Here is a 20,507-nt window from a genome sequence, read left to right on the forward strand (position 1 = left end):
AAAGCCTCTGAGCCCTTTATCCTAAAACCCATGGAGCCAACCACATTGCCACTACAGTTAACAATCCCAAGCCAATAATGTTCAGCACGAAACCGGCCCTGATCATTTGCGGAATAGTTAACATTCCCGAGGCATAAACAATTGCATTAGGCGGTGTGGCCACAGGTAACATAAATGCACAACTTGCAGCCAGAGTAATTGGAACACTCAACGCTAGTGGTGACAGGTCTTGCTGAAGGGCTATGGCAGCCATTACAGGTAAAAATGTTGCCGTGGTTGCGAGGTTACTCGTTAATTCAGTAAGAAAAATCACTAAAAGGGTGGCACTTATAATTAATAACAGCACCCCCATTCCACCGATAGGCGCAAGACTTTCTCCTAACCACTGCGCTAGACCTGAAGATGAGACGGCACTAGCTAAACTTAGCCCTCCGCCAAAAAGAAGTAAAACTCCCCAAGGAAGGCGACTGGCGTCATTCCAACACAAGAGTTGACTTTGTTCTTTTTGACCACTTGGAAGGATAAACATAATAATCGCTGCAGCCATCGCAATCCCTGCGTCTGATATCCCATCAAGACCCAGTTTAGCCGTCAAAATAGGACGCAGCATCCATAATACAACTACACCTAAAAATAAGATGGCAACCCGCTTTTCTGCGGATGTCATCGGCCCTAATTGCTCTTTGAGTTTCACAAGTAAAGAATGCGCTTCGTCGTTGGCAACGATATCCACTTTAAAAATCCAGTGCGTCAAAACAAACCACGCAATTGGCAACATACATAAAGAAATAGGAACACCAATCATCATCCATGTTGCAAAACCAATTTCAATACCATGGTTTTCGCTTAAATACGCCGCAAGTAAAGCGTTAGGAGGTGTACCGATAAGAGTTGCCAATCCACCTATGGTTGCGCCGAATGCCAATGAAAGAAGCATTGCAGCCTGAAAATCAGTTCTCTGTTTTTCAGTTAGTCCTGTCACACTGTCTAATATCACCTTGGTTACCGATAAACCGATAGGTAATAACATCATGGTGGTGGAGGTATTTGTCATCCACATTGATAGCAAAGCCGCAATAGCCATAAAGCCAGCAATTAGGCGCCGTCCATCAGTTCCCGTGTGAGACAATATCAACAGTGCAATTCGTTTGTGTAAATTCCAGCGCTCGACCGCTGCAGCTAGAATAAACGCACCTAAAAACAGGTAAATAACCGGGTTTGCATAAGCGGCAGCAGCTTCTTTAATGCTAGAGATCCCAAGAAAATCAAATGCAGCAAGAGGTATAAATGCAGTAACTGGCACAGGAATAGCTTCAGTTGCCCACCATATTGCCATCCAACCGCCGACAGCCGCCGTTCTCCATGCCTCTAATGACATAGTTTGTTGTGAAGCATCAAATAGCATCATAAATGCGAAAAATGCGGGTCCAAGCACGATGCCGATATCTTGGTGCTTGGCTCGAACTGTATTTTGAAAATCAGCTTTGATATTTTCAGTCATCAATTAAGCCTATGTAATAATTAAAAAAAGCCACCCAAAGCAGGTGGCTTAGCTAATAAAGGAATTAGAAAGACAGTGACATGTCTAGATAGAAGTAGCGACCATAGTCACTGTGGGCGTCACCATAAAAACCAAATGTATTGTCTGTGAGCGGCGCTCGTTCATCGGTTAAGTTTTTAACCCCGAATCTCGCTCGACTTCGCCAATCATTAAATTGAAAGCGATAATCAACAGTCGCGTCATACGTTTGCATTGATGGAACTTCATAACGCGTACCGTCTTCCAACGTCAGGCCGCTTTGATAAAAGTCTCCAATGTAGTTAGTACTCACTGACGCGCCCCAGTTGCCGTTCCGCCAACGAATCTTGGCTGTATAACGTTTTTCTTGGTTACCATCTTTACCTATTAGGTCAGCAAAACCTGAAACCTCAGTTCCTTCAGGTAACACGCCTTGCTCTTTAGCATCAAAAATTTCTTTGATGACACCTTCAGCTTTTTGATCATATTTGTCGAGTATTGACGCATTAACTTTAAAGTTAAAGTTACCGATTGACGTGTCTAAATCATAATAAACACCAATATCATGACCTTTAATTACCCGGCGGTCGAGGTTGGCATACTGGTCGTCCACATATGCAACTCGACCAGCAGGGCACAAACCAGCCGATTCAAATAATGCGGTTTCTTCATCTGTAGCTTCATCACGAACAACATTTGCATTCCCTTGACAAGAGCCACTCTCTAAACGGTCCAACAAGTCGATGATCATGTGATTTTCTTCACCGATCAGGCCGATTGTATTTTCTTTATCAATAGACCAATAATCGAGAGTCAATGTTAGGCTCTGCGTAGGCGTCCAAACAAAACCGACTGATGTATTTTCTGACTCTTCTGGCTTAAGCTTGTCACTTCCTTGCGCGATGCGCTGAACAGTGTAATCACACTCTACGTCACTAGTATCAAACCCTACAGCGTTCGCTACTGCGTATTCACATAATGCGTCTTGGCGGCTTTGGCTACGCGCGACAACCTCTTCATTAACTGTTACCAGATTAGGAGCTCTAAATGCTGTTGAGTAGGAGCCACGGACTAACAAAGATTCGAATGGGCGATAACCGAAAGCAAGTTTGCCTACTGTTGTGTCGCCAACGTCAGAGAAGTTTTCGTAACGAATTGCCGCTTGAATATCTAAATTATCCAGCACTGGCAACTGAAATTCCGCGAACAAAGACGTGACGTTGCGGCTACCATTGCTATCGGGGGTAGGGCTCGAGTTAACCACATCAGAGATAGTAAAGAAACGCGAACCATCGGGTAGTATGATAGATACATCATCTTCACTCTCTCCTTCTGGAATGAACACAATCGTACCGTCCAGTCTGTCATCACGGTCATCTTTGTACGACTCTTTTCGGTACTCTGCACCCACCAACAAAGCTGCATAGCCTCCTGGCAACTCGAATAGATCACTGTTACTTGCTTTTACATCAAAGGTAGTAAGCTTTGTCTCACTTAATCTTTGAACACTGATGAGGGCACGTTCAATGTTTGAGTTTTCTCCGCCTGAAAATGGGTTGTAAGCGGCCTCTGTACTGTCATTTAACGCTTCTTGAATTAGGGTGTTGGACACTCGATTATGCGTAATATCAGATTTCTCAGCTTTTGAGTGAGATACTGCACTTTCCCAATACCATGCACCAAGATCCCCTCTAAAGCCCTGTAATACGCGGTAGCTATCACCATCGTTATCGACCGAGCGTAAACGTTCTGCAAATCGATAGTTGTCGATCTCTAATCGAGCGCCGTTTGGCTTGTCATCATCACTTAATGAATCTAAGCGATTTACTGAACCAATCGGTCCAAAAGGGTTGTAGTAGTTTGATGCGCCAACGTATAAGTCAGCAAATCTAGGATAAGTTGCACCACGAACTAGGTTAGTTTCAGATTTATACAACATTAGTTCTGAAAATGACTCAAGCCCACTATCAAAGGCGTGATTAACAAAAACGAATAAGTTATGACGTGTTAAGTCTGACGCAATATCGCGACCTACGGCATTGAAGTCGTAACGTTCCATTCCCGTGCCATCAGGCAACGCACAATGACTATCAGATACAGAATAACTACCTGGAAAGCTACACTTCTCACTCGATTTCGGGAATATTTCGAACTCACCACGACTGTCTGTAAAGCCAGCAACTTGGCCACTCATGTCAAACTGCGCTTCGTCTATATTGTGAGCACTGTCATTTCGAAAATCAGTCGTTTCTGCCCACGGAGACCCCTCAGGAAGACGATCACGAAAATCAGAGCTAGACCAACGCTCATCATCAAGTGAACTCACTCTATCGCGATGATAATAGTTATAAAATGCGCTCAGATTAGTTCGGCCTTCATTAAAAGTCTGCCCTAATTTAAGCGTTAAGGTTTCATCATTTCTAGGCAGGTTTTCGAAATCTTTAAACTTGAAACTGATATCAAATCCTTCAAAATCAGTTTGCACGACGTTGTTGACTACGCCAGCTACTGCGTCTGCACCATAGATAGCAGATGCTCCATCTCTCAATACCTCAACTCGCTTTAAACCTGCTACAGGGATCATGTTCGAGTTGACGGTATTAACAGGCACAAAACTGCCCCCGACTTCCTCTGTTTGGTAGGAAGCTGCATTTACCATTCTGCGACCATTAAGCAGCACCAAGGTATTGCCGGTGCCGACATTGCGCAAGTTAACGCCGCCAATGTCGCCTCGGGCAGCGTTTACACCACCTGTATTTTCAGCTTCGGAGAAAAAGTTTTGTCCATTTTCGGGGATTAAATCGAGTAGTTCATCACCTGAATCGATACCAAATTCGGCTATGTCATCACTTGATAATACCGATACAGCAAGTGACTCAGCCATTTGCCCGCCGCGAATCTGTGTTCCCACAACTGAGATTTTTTCGATATCTTCTACTTTATTGGAGGGGGTTTGCTCTTGTGCTGCATAAACCCCGATAGGGCAGGATGCAATTGTCAATGCAAGAACCTTGCAGGAGTTCCCGTGTATGCCTGTTCTAACTGCTTTACATAGTGTGCTCAACATAGATAGACCTCTATTGTTATTTTAATGTCCTCTATCTATGTCGAATGAGTGGGTAATATCCCCTATAAGAAAAATATAAAATTTAGATAATAGCTAAAACAAAGCCCAGTACTATCAGACCTATTCCAATATAAGGCGCAATAAGAGAGTTATGGGGATTTTCATGGTCTGTCGTGTTGTTTGAGTGCTTCTCTGATTCTGGGAATGGCACTACTTCACTGGTTTCAAGCTTATCGAGTACATCAGTGAGCGTATTCAACTTTGCCCACCCTTCAGCGAGCTCTTCAAACGCCCAACGATTTTCAGGCAGCTCATCCAACCATATTAGAAATTCTCGCTTTTGAGCATCACTACACTGCTCACTATCAAGAACCGATATCCAATGGCTTGCCTGCTTAATTGTTGCTTGCTCAATTCCAAAGCATGACCACTCGTCAAACGCCATGACATACTACCCTGTATCCGAAAAGAGTTTCTTGGAAGAAACTTTCTGGCTATATTTTTGGCACAATTTAATACCATTGCTTATATGGTTTTCAACTGTTTTTACGGAAATATTTAATCGTTGAGCTATCTCTTTATAAGACAAGTCATGGACTTTACGAAGAACAAATACATTGCGGCATATTGGCGGTAACTTATTGATCACATCAGCCAAATGCTGCCGTTCAGACTGAAAAACTATGTCTAATTCTGTGCTATCTGGCTCGATGGCTTTTTGCTTTATTTTATCAAAGTGGCCTTTTCTGCGTACTCGGTCTATCGAAATGTTACGTGAAATACGGAAGATAAATGCTCGCGGGTTGTCTATATGCTGCGTTTGTTTAGCAACATAAAACTCCATAAAAGTATCCTGAATAACATCATCAACTTCACTGGTATGAAGATAACGCCCCAATGCATTTTTTAGCTTAGGAGTTAGCTCATTAACCAGTCGCTTGAACTCTAATTCGTTATCCATGTTGTGCAATTCTATATTATTGTTATTTTCAAAATGACATAACTTTTTAACTTACACCGTTTTTACAATTTATCCAATAAAGTGAGATGGGAGTGCATAAAACTGAGATTTTGAGTTCATAAAATTCTTTGCATCACAGGTGAATAACCGCGTTTTTTTATCTGCCCAATCGCGTGTGGGTGGACTCGACTATGGCAAACAAGTGTTTAACCCTTGGGAACTCGCAGATAAGGTGCTAGAAGCATTTGAAGAGTAGAGTGTAAATCAGCCTCGTAACAGTGAGTGATAGGATCTCTTCACATTAAAACGTCGATATTAGCGTCTCTACATAATTATTGGCAGCTTGGCTAGAATTCACTGGTAGTCAGCTCTGCGGTAAAACTTACACCGCAAGATTGCTTGATTAAGACTCAGTTACTTTTAATTGTTTAATTGAAGATGCAATAGCCACTAACTCAAAAGCTATGTCGTTTAGGAACTGAAATTTTAAGCCATCTAAATAACCTTGATTATTGACCATGCTCCAACACCAAACCAATTCGGAACCAACACAATTATGAAATATTAAACTCGCATTGGATTCTTTAAGGTCTTTCAAATCAATATGTTCAGACAGTGAAATTTCATCTGTGCTCTCTAATAGTTGAACCGCACAAGATAAATGTTGAAAGCGCAATTTAATCGCAGCAATTTCACCCTCTAATTCAGGGAAGCTGTATGCTTTCGCGTCTTCTAGCTTCCCTGCGTGTTGAACCAATTTTGAAAGTTCCATTATGCCTCCTACGTTTTTTCACTCCACCATTTGTGGGTGGGCGTAGCTCGTTCGCACTCAAGCCTTATTATTCGTTTATTAATTTTCCAAAGAAAAATTTCTCATAGTGCGCGTAGTAAATAATCCATGCTCCGTTTTCAGGCCATATAAAAACGTCGTCACAAGACGGGTAGCAGAATTCATCCCAATATTTAGCGAAGAGAGTTGAAGTCATTCTTACTGCTAACTTAGGTTGCCAAAAAACAACAATATGAGTGTCAGCCATTTTCGCCTTTAGCCAAGAATTAATTGTTGTTGACTCAATGGCATCTATAATTTCGATTGAATCGAAACGCTCGGAATTTGGAGAGAAATGGGCGTCTTGATCAATAAAGTTCAACGAGCTGTCCCATATTTCTTTCGCGTAGTCAGGAAACAAAGGTTGAATTTGGCACAGCTCTTCGTGTGAGAGAATACAATGCTGTTCATCAGTCCATCTCCACTGCAAAGGAAACTCATCCATAGTGATGAACCTAATTGTTTTCGACTCTTTGTTCGGCATAGTGACGTATTAAAAACTTATTGTAGTTAGCTAGAACACGAAGTGCAGCGGAACAAAGCAAACCCGATACATCTAGCCTTATCAGTGTGTTACAGGTAAATTACTCGTTACCAGCCTTACCAGCCTCTAAAATTGGTAAGCCTGCCTCCGTCGGAATATATATGCGCTCACCGGTACCATCTTGTAAGCCTTTAATCCAAATATAACGAAGATACTCTTCATTACCTTTCAATGACTCTCCAATTATTTTATTCGCTTGTGCTGCAGCTTTTGCTCGTTCAATATCAGCCTGCCCTTCGGCTCTAGCCTGAACAATCTTAGCTTTACCATCAGCCTCAGCCAGAGTCACTCTTGCTTTTGCTTGCATCAAGGCCGCCGCCTCACGAGCCTTTGCCTCTTCAATTAATATCTGTTTGCTCCATTCAGCTTCTTTTAACGCGGCAATACCATTCATTTCTAATTTATATACTTTGTATTTAGGCCAAGCCCACAAAGCTAAGACAATCAATAAAACGAAAAGTAAAACAAGGCTGATAAGACCACCAAATGCGATAGCATTCCTATTCGGATGCATAAACTCTCCTTAGTACATATAACGCCTCACTTAACCGGCGCAAAATAGCAGGCTAAAATTAGCGACGAAGGAGCGCAGCCTGCTGTTTTTCGCCCCCTAGGTAAAAGTGTTTGTTATGTTGTTTTTACTGGATCTCGAAGTTATCGTATTCCTTTGTAGCATTTATACGGTATTCAAATACTTTCGTTGACTCAAACACAGGGGATATCAACAGAGTTTTAGCATATGGATTGTGATAAATATGTAACGTTAAACTATCGTCTTGTATATTTTTTATCATTAAACCTACAGCACTTGTAGTTGTATTTTTTTTATCTGTTGTTGTTTTATTTTTAGCAAAAAGATCCGCTTTGATTTTACCTGTATTTACACTTAACCACGTAACTCTATCACCAAACATAGCAAGTTTTATCTCTTCTTGAGGCATGCAGCTACGTGTAAAGAAATGTCGGACATCCTGAATTATTACTAAACCGGCCTCATTAGATGTACAGCTCTTTTTTAACTGTTTATTTGCCGTTTGTATTGAAGATCGAAAACGTTTTCCTATTTCACAAGAATCATAACCACTTACTCGCTCTTTCTTATCAATTTCACTAAGCAGTCCTTTTTCTTCTTCATTTTCATTGATTTCCTTCACTTCAATAAAAATCTTCTGGTTGTCAGTCTCGACAAAAAAGTCTGGTGTTTGCTCAGCTCCTTCAGGAACTCTAAATAAATTGACTTTAATATCATTGAAAAGTCTGATTGTATCTTCTTCTGATTCGGTCATTATCGTTGGACTATCGAAACAACATAACTTGTTATTAGAAAGGCCTTACAAAGTAACATTTCACCTTGTAAGGTAACAGCCAACACCTGACAGGCGCTGGCTTCTGCCGAAAAATGCCATAAACGTATGTTGGTACAATTAGCCAATACTTACTTTTCTGAGTTCTGTGCCAGCAGTTCTTTGATAAAGTTTCGCGTGTCTCTTAATAGTGACACTCTCGCAGGTTCGTGAACATACATCATGTGCCCGCCTTGATAATAGTAATAATCGATTTTGTCAGCGTTTATTCCATGTCGGTTTAACGTATATTCTGCATCAAAAAAAGGTGTGACCATATCATAATACCCGGAGGCTACCATTACTTTCAGCTGCGGGTTACTTCTTAAAGCATACGATAAATCCGGTGCTGTGTTCACGTATTTAGGCTCCCAGCTAACGCCATCAGGAGCCGTTCGCCAGCGCCAATTAGAAGATAATGCTGGATCAGAAGGGTTTAAGTATTTTCTTTGCCACTGTACATTTAAGTCCGTCCGCATATAGTGCATTAATGCAGCTTTATACGCTGGTGAGATGACTTTCGCGGCGTCTGTCTTGGGGTCTGCAGATACATCATCCCTTTCATCAATTTTATAACGTCCATCGAGCAACCCAATTGCAATTCCATCTTCTCGCAATAATTCTTTGGCAAATCTAAAAGCGTTAATGCGTAAATCAACACGCTCTATGTATTGCTTGCTTAGACCTGTATAACGTTGTAATCCCTCAACTATTCGTGCTCTTTCAGCTGCACTTAGAGTATTACCCCTAAATAATGCAGGCAGTAATTCATCAACGGCAAATTGTCGGCTCGCATCGATAAACTCTTCAAAACTTCCGGATGTGTCTACTTTTTGGTGATACCAAGCTGTTGCTGCCATTGTTGGTATGTAAGTGATGTAAGATACGATGTTATCGTCCACATAAGGGCTAGAGCCTTGATAGTCCAAAGCTTGGGACACAAAAATGATGCCATTTACATTAATAAGGTGTTTATCCATGAGCACTTTAGAAACAGCCGCCGCTCGAGTCGTACCATAACTTTCCCCCAATAAAAATATTGGCGCATTCCAGCGATTTTCTTTCGTTAGCCACTGCGCTATAAAATCAGCAATAGAGGATGCATCCTCATTCAAGCCCCAAAAAGCTTTACTTTCAGTTTCACCTAATGCGCGAGAGTAACCTGTGCCAACTGGGTCCACAAAAACCATATCAGTAATATCGAGTATCGTCTCTGGCGCTTCTTGCAATTCATAAGGAGCCGTTCCAGGGTGAGCAGCATCGCTAGGTACAACAACACGCTTGGGACCATAGCCACCCATGTGTAACCAATTAGAGGATGAACCTGGGCCACCATTCCATATAAATGTGACTGGTCTATTGTTTTTTTCGTCTCCTACGAGGTAATCAAAGGAAAAGATTGAGGCTGTCGGTTGTTCATTTTTATCCAATAGATAGGTTTCACCAGCGACAACCTTGTAATTCAGCTTTTTACCATTAAAGGTGCCTTTGTGCTGAGTCACAAATTTAGTGGCCTCAGGAATAGGTTTGTTGCTTTTGTTTGTCTCTGGCACTTCCGTTGCAAATACTGCATTTGAAGTTAAAGTGAACAATGTAAACAGCATCACCATTTTAAAATTTGTAAAATATGCCATGCCTTATTTTTCCTTCGCGGTTTACCTACATTTCTTATCTGTATCGCAATGCAGCAGCCTTGTACATTAGTTTCTGATAAATGGGGATTTCCTCTGGAGAATATTACTCCCCCATGGTTGTTATGCTGTTTATTTAGTCGGCGAAGCAAAGTTGGTGCGCGCGGCTTGCTTTAAATAACACGTTGTATGAACAACACACCCAAGCTATAGAGTTTGTAAATCCCAACAAAAGCAAGGTAAACCCTACGAATGAGCTTATCTGTACTGATCTGTTGGACGCCTAGCAGATTCAAGAAGTCATCGCTGGCTCACACAGTTTTAGTCCACGGCTGGGCAACCTAAACCGAACAGCGCCCGAAACCAAAAAGCTCCAACTCGCTTTTTCACACATCATCATCAAATAACATTGTGCAACTCGCCAACACCACCAACCTAAACAGATAAATTAAGAATAATTTATTGCTTAATGAAATATTAACAAAAATAAAAAGACCCAGAAAAATTCACCGTAAAATAAAAACGGCTTTCATTCACCATTAGCCTTACTGCATAAACATGATAAATATAAATTTTTTAAAGGTTAAGTGAAGAAGTTAAAAGTACAGAAGGCAATATCACAAGCAAGCCTTACAAAATTAAAAAACAAAAGACTATAAATAAATTATTCCTTAATATTTGTGTTTTCTGTACTAAATTAACATCGCAAACATGTTTTTTACATGTTGCGACAGAGTCACTCGTTAATACAAATAAAAGCAATAACCCAAACCTCTAACGTTTGGTGTTAACGAGTCACATTACAATAACAATGATTTTTAAGGTGCAACATGAAAGCTCTTCGCTTATCAAAAATGACCATCGCTATTCATTCAGCCATATGCTTGACAGCGTGTATGTCTATGCCAACCTTTTCTCAGGAGGTAGAAAAGGAATTAACCACGAAACAGACCTCTGAAAAACAACTTAACGAAGATGAAATGGAAGTAATTGAGGTTACTGGCATTCGCTCTTCACTGCGCGATAACTTGAATAACAAGCGCTACTCCAATGCAATTGTAGACTCCATTAATACCGAAGATATTGCGAAGAACCCCGATAAAAATATGGCAGAAGCACTACAACGCGTCGCTGGGGTTCAAATTGAACGTCAGTTTGGCGAAGGCTCTAAAATATCAATTAGGGGGACCTCTCCAGAGCTGACAAACACCTTGGTAAATGGTCAGTCGGCCAAATCTGCATCCTATTTGCCAGGACAATCCGAAAGTAACGCATTTGATTTTTCTAACATTCCAGCAGAACGTGTTTCAAAAATAGAAGTGCATAAGTCAGCACGGGCAGACCTAGATGCAGGTGGTATCGGTGGAACGGTCATATTGCATACCAAAAAACCATTGGAGCAAGAAGACGGGTACGGCTATTTTAATGTTGAGTCCGAATACAATGACTCATCAGAAAAATACTCTCCACAAATATCAACGGCTTATAACTTTGTTTCTGACAGCAAAAAGTTTGGCGCGTCAATCAGTGTTAGCAGACAGCAACGCAATGCGTTTCGTACGGGGTTTGAGTCTGATGGTATTGCCGGTAATGAAGGTGCGATAAGCACAGGCTTTGCGCAAACTGATGCAATCAATTGCCCAACTGAAGCATGTGCAAGCAGCGATATAAATCTACGTCACATGAACAACCATGCATTAATCATTACTCGGCATATGGCATTAAATGGTTATACGTATGGCGATCTAGAAGCAGTTGCTAATAATGGCCCTTATTGGCCTACAGAAGATCCCCTAAACTCAGGGGTGTGGAACAATAGCACGCAAAATTGGGGGCAACTTGATGAAGTAATCGATCCCACCTATATCGATCCTGTCTGGGGTCTTTTTTGGGGAAGTCGCAGAAGTGCTGGTTTAGGCCAAACACCTGGAAGAACTTTGGGCAATATGGTTTATGCGCCTGCGTTTTCTACAGATGAGAGCCGCCTTGACACCACGATAAACTTACAGTGGGCACCCACCGATACGTTAAGCCTTAATCTAGAGGTTAACCAGAATAAATCTGATCGAGACAACAAAAACGATAACCTGTACGCGCAACCTCACCGAATTGTCCAACTCTTGTACAGTAATGAAGTTCCGGGTATTGACCCTCGACTAGTAATGGATTCCGAGCGCGATATCGTTTTATCTGCGACCTACCCTGTAGATGGCACTAATCTAGTTCGCGGTGCAGGTATGGTGTGGGATGGAAACAATTATTACGCAGGTGATACACGCTGGGGGGAGATGCTCCGCAGAGACTCTAACGATAGAAGCGGCACAGAAACAGAGCAAAACAGATATCACCTCACCATAGACTATGAACTAGATGATTTCGAAATCAAACTACAAGCTGGCCATACAGAGGCAGATAGCACTGTATTGGATCGTGCAACCACCCTTGCGAGTCGCTATGGGGATTATGAAACCCCATACTCGGGTGATCAGGCGTCTCTTAAAATCCCAACCTATGAGGGTGTAAACTTAGGCTATGGTTACAACCCAGACACAGGAAAAGTGTACTGGGGGCTCGAAGCCGATCCTTCACTTACAGGACAAGCACTATTAGATGCACAACAGCGTGCTAAAAACTTCTTACTAGCGCCGACTAATGAATTCTATCTCCTCACTGGAGGCTTGAGAAATACCGCTCGTTATCGTGATAACACTGAGGATTTCTTACAAGGGGATTTTACTTGGTCTTTCGAGAATGATTTTTATATCGATAGCGTCAAGTTTGGTGCTAAATACCGAAACATAGAGCGAACACAGAGCTACTTTACTGAAGATGCCCGCTTTCATGGTTACGCTAATGAATCCAGTGATTTTCCATTGATTCTAGCCGAGCAAATTGTCGGCGGCACCGTGTCTGGTTTGGACTCCGCAGGCCACGATATTCCTAATGAATACTTCGATATAGACCAAGACAAACGCAATGCGTTATTAAATGATCACTTTTTATTACTCAATTCAGAAGGCACTCCTAATGAAGGGGCGTGTGCTGACGCCATCGCTAACTCTGCAAATTCAGAAAACTATTACGGTTGTCGCTCTGGGTTAACAGAATCAGCGGGATCAGCATATGAAGTTAGTGAAGAGTTACTTGCTTACTACGCAATGGCTAATTTCAGTGGTGAAATATTCCGTGGTAACGTGGGTATTCGCGTTGTAGATACACAACGGGAATCAATTGGTAACGAAGTCGCCAAAGATGAAAATGGCCAATTGCTATCTTATCCACTTGATCCGAGTGACCCTAGCTATATTGCCGAGCTCGCAGGCTTCAACCAATACACTCCCTTAGTACAAGAAAGTAGCACTAAGGATTACCTGCCTAGCTTCAATATTGCGGTTGATTTGGCTGATGATATCGTTCTCAGAGCGGCCGCATCTAAGAATATCTCGCATCCAAGCTTAACTCAGCTAAGAAGTAACTTTAGCTTGGTTACGCAGCGTTACAGACTATATACCGATGGTAGACAGCAAGACCTAACCCCTAACGGCGAAGCTGAACGTCTTCCAATGGACTCACAACGAAGAGGTTCTGTAGGTAACCCTAATTTAGGCTCATACAGCTCTGTAAATACTGAACTAGGCGCAGAGTGGTATTTTGCAGAATCTTCAATATTAGCCGTTACCGCTTTCCAAAAAGATATTAAGGATATGGTGCGCTCTACTTCGCAGGTTCAAGATCTATCCTACCTTGGTGATGAAGGTAAAACCGATGATAATGGCTATCCCATTAACGGAGACTACGTCGTTAGCTCGTACTTCAATACAGGTGAGCAAAAAGTAAAAGGTCTTGAGTTTCAACTTCAACATGACTTTGGGAATGGCTTTGGTGGCTTAGTCAACTACACCTACACCGATGTACCTGATCAGAAATTTACAACCTCTACTTTTTCTTATGAAATCGCTGATATGTCTGACACGGAAACGCATTTAAGTGATCCATCTCAGCGGGAATACTTTGAAGTAACAGGATTCAGTACCAAAACAGTAGGCCAAACAGAGCCAATGTTTGGGCAATCCAAAGACACGCTAAATGCGTCTTTATACTATGAGAATGATACGTTCTCTGCGCGTCTTTCTTATAATTATAGAAGTGAGTTTGCTAACGCAAGTTATACTGACGGTATCCGCTACACAGGCGCGCGCCAACAAGTCGACTTCAAAGCGACCTATCAAATCTTAGATAATCTAGTTGCAAGTTTTGCGGTGACCAATTTAACCAATGAAAACGTTGTTCACTACATGAAAACATCGCAGATCGTTAATGATCCAGTAATCAATAAAATGAAGTGGGTTGATGAAATTGGCGAAGATGGCGTAGCAACAGGCAATAGAATCGTCGCAACGGATGAGAATGGTAACGAAATCGTTGAATCTTCAATTACTGGAGAAGAGGCCTTCGAAATTCTTTCACAGGCAAGCGGTATTCCTGTTGATGAGTTAAAGCCGTACTACGAAAACCATCTAGACAAGATATATGTAAACGAATGGACCAACGGTCGCCGTTATTATCTCGGCTTAAACTGGACGTTCTAACTACGTTTATCGCCTAGATAGACTATCCCTGAGGCTGCTGCAAAACACACTGCAAAGGCCAATGCCCTTAATGAGTGGGTATGTAAGTACCCACTCATTAGTTTTACCATACCAATCCAAAAAGAGTGATTAGCGAATAGCTCGAACATCATTTCACAGATTTCAGCTCAATCGACAATATCCACATAACGTTTGCTTGATAACTAGGATTAACATTTAAGTGAGCTTTAGGGTTAAAGTTGTTACCACATCAATATGCTCGTAGAAATCACATGCAAACAATACTCGGAGCCAGCGGCCAAATTGGCACTGAATTGGCGAAAGCCTTATACCAAGAACACACTCACGCTATACGCCTTGTAAGTCGCAATCCAAGCAAGATAAACCCAACAGATGAGCTTGTAAGCGCAGATTTGTTAAACGCTGAGCAAACCCTTGATGCGGTAGCGGGATCGAGTATTGTTTATTTCACTGCGGGGCTGCCAATAGATTCAGCAATTTGGGGGCAGCAATGGCCAATTATGATGGCCAACGTGATCAAGGCATGTGCCGCTCACAAAGCCAAGTTGGTGTATTTCGACAACACCTACATGTATGAGCAAAGTAATGTGCCACAAACCGAAGATGCCCCCTTTAAGCCTTATGGTGCCAAAGGCGGCGCTCGGGCTCAGATCACGACTATGTTGTTAGATGCCATCGATAGGGGCGTCGTTGAAGCCATGATTTGTCGAGCACCCGAATTCTATGGGCCGGGAAAAACGCAAAGTATTACCAATGCCACTGTGCTGGATAAACTACGCGCCAACCAAAAGGCCATGGTGTTTTTGCGAGACGATACGCTGCGCACCTTGATTTACACCCCTGATGCAAGCCGCGCAATGGCGCTGTTGGGTAATACCGAGGATGCATACAATCAAACATGGCACCTGCCCTGCGACGATAATCGTCAGACCTACAAAGAAGTCATTGCCATAGCAGAGCAAGTGCTTGCTCGCCCTTGCAAGCATAAGGTACTGAAAAAATGGCAGCATTCATTGGTGAGCTTGTTTAATAAGCAAGTACGAGAAACCAAAGAGTTGCTGCCGCGCTATACCACAGACAATATTTTTGTCTCAGACAAGTTCAAAGCACGTTTCCCCGATTTTGAGGTAACCAGTTATGAACAAGGTATTCGCTCAACACTGTTACAGAAGTAGCCATATGACACCTGAAACGTGTTGGCTAGTTGAGCGCCTTAACCTACAAACAACTCAGGATTGTTAGAAACCTGCTCGAACCAATTGCGCAGACTATCAATGGCTGCGCGTGTTTTCGCAGCAACCGTATCGCGATGAGGCGTTACTGCATACACGCTGTAATGAGGCAGGTGCCACTGCGGACATAAACGTTTTAGCTTGCCGTTCGCTATCAAGTGACGTACTTCTGGCTCTGGTAACATGCCATAACCAATACCATCAAGCGTAAGCTGGATCACCGCCTGCATGTTGTTAACAAGTAATCTTGGCGGGCATAACGAGTGAATAGCGCCTGACTCTTGATGTTTGAGGTTATTAGCAATACGAGTCGTATTTACATGGCCGATATGTGCAAACTCTTTTAGCACACAGGGCTCCTCCGTTGCCACTTTCGCTAATGGGTGTTCGTCGCTCACGCATGGAATAAGCTGCCAATCGGCAAGGTGGCGCGCGATTAAACTTGAGTCGTGTAAAGGGCCTATACAGATAGCTAAATCAACGCCGCTAGCGATGATGTCGAAGGGCTCATCGGTCAGGGTAAGTTGTATAGCTATCTCGGGAAATTGCTCGGTTAAATGTTTTAGCGGTTGACTCAACAAACCACCACCAAAACCAATCGGCGCGGCAATTTTTAACTGCCCGGAGGGTGTACTTTGCAAATACTCGAGAGCTTGCTGCGCCTCTTCTGCTGTCGCCAATAGCTTTAAAGAAGATTGATAATAAATCTCTCCCGCCTCAGTTAGGGTTAACTTGCGTGTATTTCGATTAAACAGACTTAAACCAATATCTTGCTCAAGCTTAGTGATCTGCTGGCTTACCGCTGATGCAGTCATATCAAGTTGCGCAGCAGCTTGGCTCATATTGCCCATTTCCACCGTTTTCGCGAACACTTTAAGTGCGCAAATAATCTTGTTGTTCATAATGTTAGGTGTTCCTGATACACACGATTAGCGTAGACAGATTGCTGATAACTTCACACATCATAACATCAAATGATAATTAATATCATTTAATAATACTTAAAACATAGCTACTTTTCTCTGAGCATTACGTGGTAACTCCCCCTACTTTTAAAGGCGCATCAGCTCCAAATCTCACTAAGGCTCGTGTAAACGGGGTTTACAACATATCCATGTATTGACTTTATCTTTATATTTTTCAAGCAAGTAACACTCAATCACAGGTGATGTGCAAATTCTCACATTTACTTAGCCTGCTAACCAAATTAAAATACTTAGCATGCTAACTAATTTGAGTGCCCTTTATGTCTACTCTGCCATTTCATGAAACTTTGGATTTAAGCCTGTGCGGTCAACTTGGACGCGTGCATCGCGCATGTAGAGAGGCTGTGTCAGTGGCAGTCGCACCATTGGGTTTTACTCAACCACGATGGACGGCCATGATGCATATTCATCATCTCGGAGAGGGCTGTACCCAGCATCAAGTTGCTAACAGCTTAGGCATTGAGATGCCGAGCCTAACACGCACTCTGAAACAGCTCGAACAGAGCGATATCATTGTTCGTAACGTTGATAGCCAAGACAAGCGTTGCCGCAGAATCTATTTTACCGAACAAGGTTTAGCCGACTTAGCGCGCCTGAAGCAGCGCATTAGCGAAATAAAAGAGCTTCTGTATCACGGGCTGAGCGATGAACAACTCAATATCATCGCCCATGGCCTAGTTCAACTTGAAGAAAATGCCCTTAAATTAGCCCACAAGGAGGTATCTCTGTGAGTCAGCCACGTACACCAGACCAACAATTTGCCCGCTATGTGAAGGTCGCTATTGCGCTCTTTCTCTTGCTGTTTGGCTATTTTGTAGTTGCTGACTTATACATGCCAATGACGCCGCAGGCGCGGGTTTATCATCAGGTTACGCAAATAACGCCACAGATCAATGGTGATATTGTTGAGGTATCAGTGCGCAATAATGAGCAAGTGAAAAAAGGCCAGCTATTAATGCGTATCGATGCACGCCCGTTCGAACTTGCGGTGCAAAAAGCAGAATTAAACCTTGCTCAAGTAAAACTGCAAAACCAGCAACTTGACGCTGAAATAGCTGCGCTAAAAGCCGATTTAATTGCCGCTGACGCACAACTCGATGAGCAACAAAGGTTATATGCGCGTAGCAACGCACTACTGGCATCAAAAGCTATTTCCGTGCAGCAAAGTGATGAGATAAATGCCAATTTAGCGACTGCTCGCGCACAAGTGAGTGCAGTAGAAGCTAAGCTACAAGCTGCCAAAATTAAGCGTGGCGCTCATGGCGCAGACAACGTGGCTTTGCAACAAGCAAAAAATGCGCTGGAAGCAGCCCAACTGAACTTAAGTTACACCCAAGTGATCGCACCGCACGATGGCGTTGTCAGCAATCTACAAGTGACGACTGGTACCTATGCCAAAGCAGGCACAGCCATGACAGGCTTGGTCGCAAACCGCCTTGATTTAGCAGCCGACTTTCGGGAAAAGTCGCTCTACCATGTGCACGTTGGCAAAGCAGCATTAGTCAGTTTTGATGCCCTGCCCGGCAAAGTATTTAATGCGCATGTCAGTGAATTTGCCGCAGGTTCCAGCGACGGTCAGCTCAATGCTAATGGTGCATTAGCACAAGTGGAAACATCAAATCGCTGGGTACGTGACGCACAACGCCAGCGTATACACTTACAACTTGATGGCAGCACCAAAGATGCCTTTGCACACCTACCCAGTGGCGCTCGTGCTACGGTACAGATTGTGCCAGAAAGTGGTATTCGCGCATTTTTAGCCAAAGGACAAATCAAGCTTGTGAGCTTAATGCACTATGTGTACTAAGCTGTGGGAGGTGAGCATATGACTCTCAGTGCCAACGACGTACGCCAAATGCTGCGCATCGCCACAGGTGCCACCATTGGCTTTACACTCAGCAAGCTGTTTAATTGGCCCAATGGTATCTTCTTTACCGTTTACCCTATGCTGTTGTTAGGTTTGGTACCTGTGATTAATGCGCACATTGCTCGCCAATTTATCGCCAGCGCGTTGTTTTGTGCTTTTGTGGTATTGGTGATTCAAGGTCTATTTGGCTTTCACCCTGTCTTGATGTCGCTGCTTGCCTTCGTCGTATTTGCTTTTTTGTTTTACCAAATGAGCAAAGGCGTGAATTTTCTCTTCGGAGCAATGAGCGTCGTAGGCCTGTCTATTCAGCTGCATTTTGCTAGTTACGGCACCACCACTTTAGGCTTGTACCCACTTATCGTCAGCAACCTGTTGGCAGTAGCTGTTAGCCTATGCAGCGCCTATTTGATGCATTACGTGTTTCCTGATGTTGCACCTAGAAACATGATGCCGCGCCCAACAAAAGACAGCGCCAGTGTGCGTCATGAAGTCTTATTGTGCGCAAGCGTTACGACCATTTCCTTTATTGTCTTTCAGGTATTGGATTTGCAAGATTCGGTATCTGCTCAAGCTGCATCGATTCTAATTCTCTTCCCTTTATGCTGGAAAGCTGCGGGCATGGCAGGCTGGCAAAGAATAATAGGGACATTAATTGGTTGTAACCTCGCCTTAGTCGCACAATTATTGTTGTTTAATTACAGCCAAATACTTGTGTTCCCTGTGATTGTGCTTTGGATTTTAACCTTTGTTTTTAGCCGTTACCATGTGCTCGCTGGCGGTATGCCGGGTGTGGGTTTTGGTGTAATTACGACATTTGGAATTTTATTTGGGCAATCTTTAGCACCTAACCAAGATCTGGTGTACAGCGCTTTGTATCGCTTTAGCTCTGTGTTTGTAGCAGTTGCGGTGAGCTTGTGCTTAGTGTATCTCATCCATCATCTACTCAACCGATACAGCGCCACAAGGCACCATACGTTTGACTGAGAATGGCACCCATCGCTTTTGTTTTGCAGCCTTTATCAGTAAGATTTGCATGCAGTGTAGTTGATGACAAAGGAGCGTACATGACATTACAAGGCACACTATCAGCTAAGCACAAAGTGTTAAAACTCGTTTTAGCGGCAGTTTATATTGTATTACTTGGCGTGGCATTAATAACCCAAAACACCAATCTAATCGCCCTTTCCTCTTTGCTGGCTGTACCGCTTGTTTTAGCCAATTTATCTGCAAAACAGATATCACTGGGTAACCCATTCGAGCATTTGAAAGTCGAACAAGGGGTGCTTAGTGTTCAAGGCACACTTGTGCCCATCAATGAAATTCGTAAAGTGGTGGTAGACAGGGTAAAAGACCAAGGCATCTTCCAGTTGCCCTATAACAGCGGCGGTGACATTAGCCTCGTATTCGATCAAGAACATGTAGAAGAGCTCAAAGAGTACTTAACTCGCACAATTCCCGGCGTTGAAATTGTGACGTAACTTGTCAGAAAAATCCCTACATTTTGGGCATCTTGCGCAACTCTTTGGTTCGTCCGCGCTGTACTTTTTTGTCAACGCGCTTGCGCTGCGAACTGCGCGTTGGCTTGGTCGCATGACGCTTCCTTTCCACTTTAGTTGCAGCAAGAATGAGCTCTTTGAGCCGCGCTAGCGCGTCTTCACGATTCAACTCTTGAGTGCGATGACTTTGTGATTTGATAACGATAACGCCGTCTTTAGTGATACGACTATCTCGGTAGGCGAGCAGACGCTCTTTATAGAAATCAGGCAACTTGGAACGTTTAATATCAAAACGAAGATGAATCGCTGTTGCAACTTTATTGACGTTTTGACCACCCGCACCCTGTGAGCGAATTGCAGATAATTCGACTTCCCACTCATCAATGGTTACGTTGTTTGAGATCTCTAACATCACTGCCTCA

At 43.0% G+C, this 20,507-nt stretch carries 17 protein-coding genes; 6 read left to right on the forward strand and 11 right to left on the reverse strand.

The window, feature by feature from the left end; genetic code table 11:
- Positions 1 to 16: 16 nt before the first annotated feature.
- The 9 genes from V1358_RS09840 to V1358_RS09880 all read right to left on the reverse strand — a co-directional run bounded on the left by V1358_RS09840 (position 17) and on the right by V1358_RS09880 (position 9,897).
- Positions 17 to 1,501: an SLC13 family permease gene (locus V1358_RS09840; RefSeq protein ID WP_347393427.1), complete on the reverse strand. Its 1,485-nt coding sequence runs from the start codon at positions 1,499 to 1,501 to the stop codon at positions 17 to 19.
- A gap of 64 nt (positions 1,502 to 1,565) precedes the next feature.
- A complete protein-coding gene (locus tag V1358_RS09845; RefSeq protein ID WP_347393428.1) occupies positions 1,566 to 4,520 on the reverse strand; it encodes a TonB-dependent receptor domain-containing protein in 2,955 nt (984 codons plus the stop codon).
- A gap of 148 nt (positions 4,521 to 4,668) precedes the next feature.
- Positions 4,669 to 5,031, reverse strand: a complete 363-nt coding sequence (locus V1358_RS09850) for a DUF4880 domain-containing protein (RefSeq protein WP_347393429.1) — start codon at positions 5,029 to 5,031, stop codon at positions 4,669 to 4,671.
- 6 nt (positions 5,032 to 5,037) lie between these two features.
- Entirely contained in the window at positions 5,038 to 5,547 is a 510-nt protein-coding gene (locus V1358_RS09855) for an RNA polymerase sigma factor (protein ID WP_347389812.1), read from the reverse strand.
- A gap of 403 nt (positions 5,548 to 5,950) precedes the next feature.
- The gene (locus V1358_RS09860) at positions 5,951 to 6,319 is read right to left on the reverse strand and encodes a DUF6334 family protein (RefSeq protein ID WP_347393430.1); all 369 of its coding nucleotides are present in this window, start codon (positions 6,317 to 6,319) and stop codon (positions 5,951 to 5,953) included.
- A 67-nt stretch (positions 6,320 to 6,386) separates the two neighbouring features.
- The gene (locus V1358_RS09865) at positions 6,387 to 6,821 is read right to left on the reverse strand and encodes a hypothetical protein (RefSeq protein WP_347393431.1); all 435 of its coding nucleotides are present in this window, start codon (positions 6,819 to 6,821) and stop codon (positions 6,387 to 6,389) included.
- A gap of 139 nt (positions 6,822 to 6,960) precedes the next feature.
- Positions 6,961 to 7,434 carry an SPFH domain-containing protein gene (locus V1358_RS09870; RefSeq protein ID WP_347393432.1) on the reverse strand — a complete coding sequence of 158 codons (474 nt, stop codon included), beginning with the start codon at positions 7,432 to 7,434 and terminating at the stop codon, positions 6,961 to 6,963.
- Between the two features lie 124 nt (positions 7,435 to 7,558).
- On the reverse strand, positions 7,559 to 8,206 hold the full coding sequence (locus V1358_RS09875) for a hypothetical protein (protein ID WP_347393433.1): 648 nt from the start codon (positions 8,204 to 8,206) through the stop codon (positions 7,559 to 7,561).
- Positions 8,207 to 8,355: 149 nt separating this feature from the next.
- Positions 8,356 to 9,897 (reverse strand): S10 family peptidase, encoded by a 1,542-nt coding sequence (locus V1358_RS09880; protein WP_347393434.1) that lies wholly within the window; start codon positions 9,895 to 9,897, stop codon positions 8,356 to 8,358.
- 827 nt (positions 9,898 to 10,724) lie between these two features.
- Between V1358_RS09880 and V1358_RS09885 the strand changes: the two genes are divergently transcribed.
- Positions 10,725 to 14,483: a TonB-dependent receptor domain-containing protein gene (locus tag V1358_RS09885; protein ID WP_347393435.1), complete on the forward strand. Its 3,759-nt coding sequence runs from the start codon at positions 10,725 to 10,727 to the stop codon at positions 14,481 to 14,483.
- A 272-nt stretch (positions 14,484 to 14,755) separates the two neighbouring features.
- The gene (locus V1358_RS09890) at positions 14,756 to 15,679 is read left to right on the forward strand and encodes an NAD-dependent epimerase/dehydratase family protein (protein WP_347393436.1); all 924 of its coding nucleotides are present in this window, start codon (positions 14,756 to 14,758) and stop codon (positions 15,677 to 15,679) included.
- Positions 15,680 to 15,717: 38 nt separating this feature from the next.
- On the opposite strand, the gene V1358_RS09895 is transcribed toward V1358_RS09890, so the two are convergent.
- Positions 15,718 to 16,638, reverse strand: a complete 921-nt coding sequence (locus V1358_RS09895) for a LysR family transcriptional regulator (RefSeq protein ID WP_347393437.1) — start codon at positions 16,636 to 16,638, stop codon at positions 15,718 to 15,720.
- A 344-nt stretch (positions 16,639 to 16,982) separates the two neighbouring features.
- Here V1358_RS09895 and V1358_RS09900 point away from each other — a divergent pair, with 344 nt between their 5' ends.
- From V1358_RS09900 to V1358_RS09915, 4 genes are all read left to right on the forward strand, one after another.
- The gene (locus V1358_RS09900; RefSeq protein ID WP_347393438.1) at positions 16,983 to 17,453 is read left to right on the forward strand and encodes a MarR family transcriptional regulator; all 471 of its coding nucleotides are present in this window, start codon (positions 16,983 to 16,985) and stop codon (positions 17,451 to 17,453) included.
- A complete protein-coding gene (locus V1358_RS09905) occupies positions 17,450 to 18,529 on the forward strand; it encodes an HlyD family secretion protein (RefSeq protein WP_347393439.1) in 1,080 nt (359 codons plus the stop codon). The genes V1358_RS09900 and V1358_RS09905 overlap by 4 nt, the downstream gene beginning before the upstream one ends.
- Positions 18,530 to 18,547: 18 nt before the next feature.
- A complete protein-coding gene (locus V1358_RS09910; RefSeq protein WP_347393440.1) occupies positions 18,548 to 19,573 on the forward strand; it encodes a DUF2955 domain-containing protein in 1,026 nt (341 codons plus the stop codon).
- A gap of 80 nt (positions 19,574 to 19,653) precedes the next feature.
- Positions 19,654 to 20,067: a hypothetical protein gene (locus V1358_RS09915; RefSeq protein WP_347393441.1), complete on the forward strand. Its 414-nt coding sequence runs from the start codon at positions 19,654 to 19,656 to the stop codon at positions 20,065 to 20,067.
- Between the two features lie 16 nt (positions 20,068 to 20,083).
- Here V1358_RS09915 and arfB read toward each other — a convergent pair whose 3' ends face one another.
- Positions 20,084 to 20,497, reverse strand: coding sequence for an alternative ribosome rescue aminoacyl-tRNA hydrolase ArfB (arfB, locus tag V1358_RS09920; RefSeq protein WP_347393442.1), 414 nt, complete (start codon positions 20,495 to 20,497; stop codon positions 20,084 to 20,086).
- Positions 20,498 to 20,507 lie beyond the last annotated feature (10 nt).

This window comes from Pseudoalteromonas pernae (assembly GCF_039831865.1).
GTDB lineage: Bacteria > Pseudomonadota > Gammaproteobacteria > Enterobacterales > Alteromonadaceae > Pseudoalteromonas > Pseudoalteromonas pernae.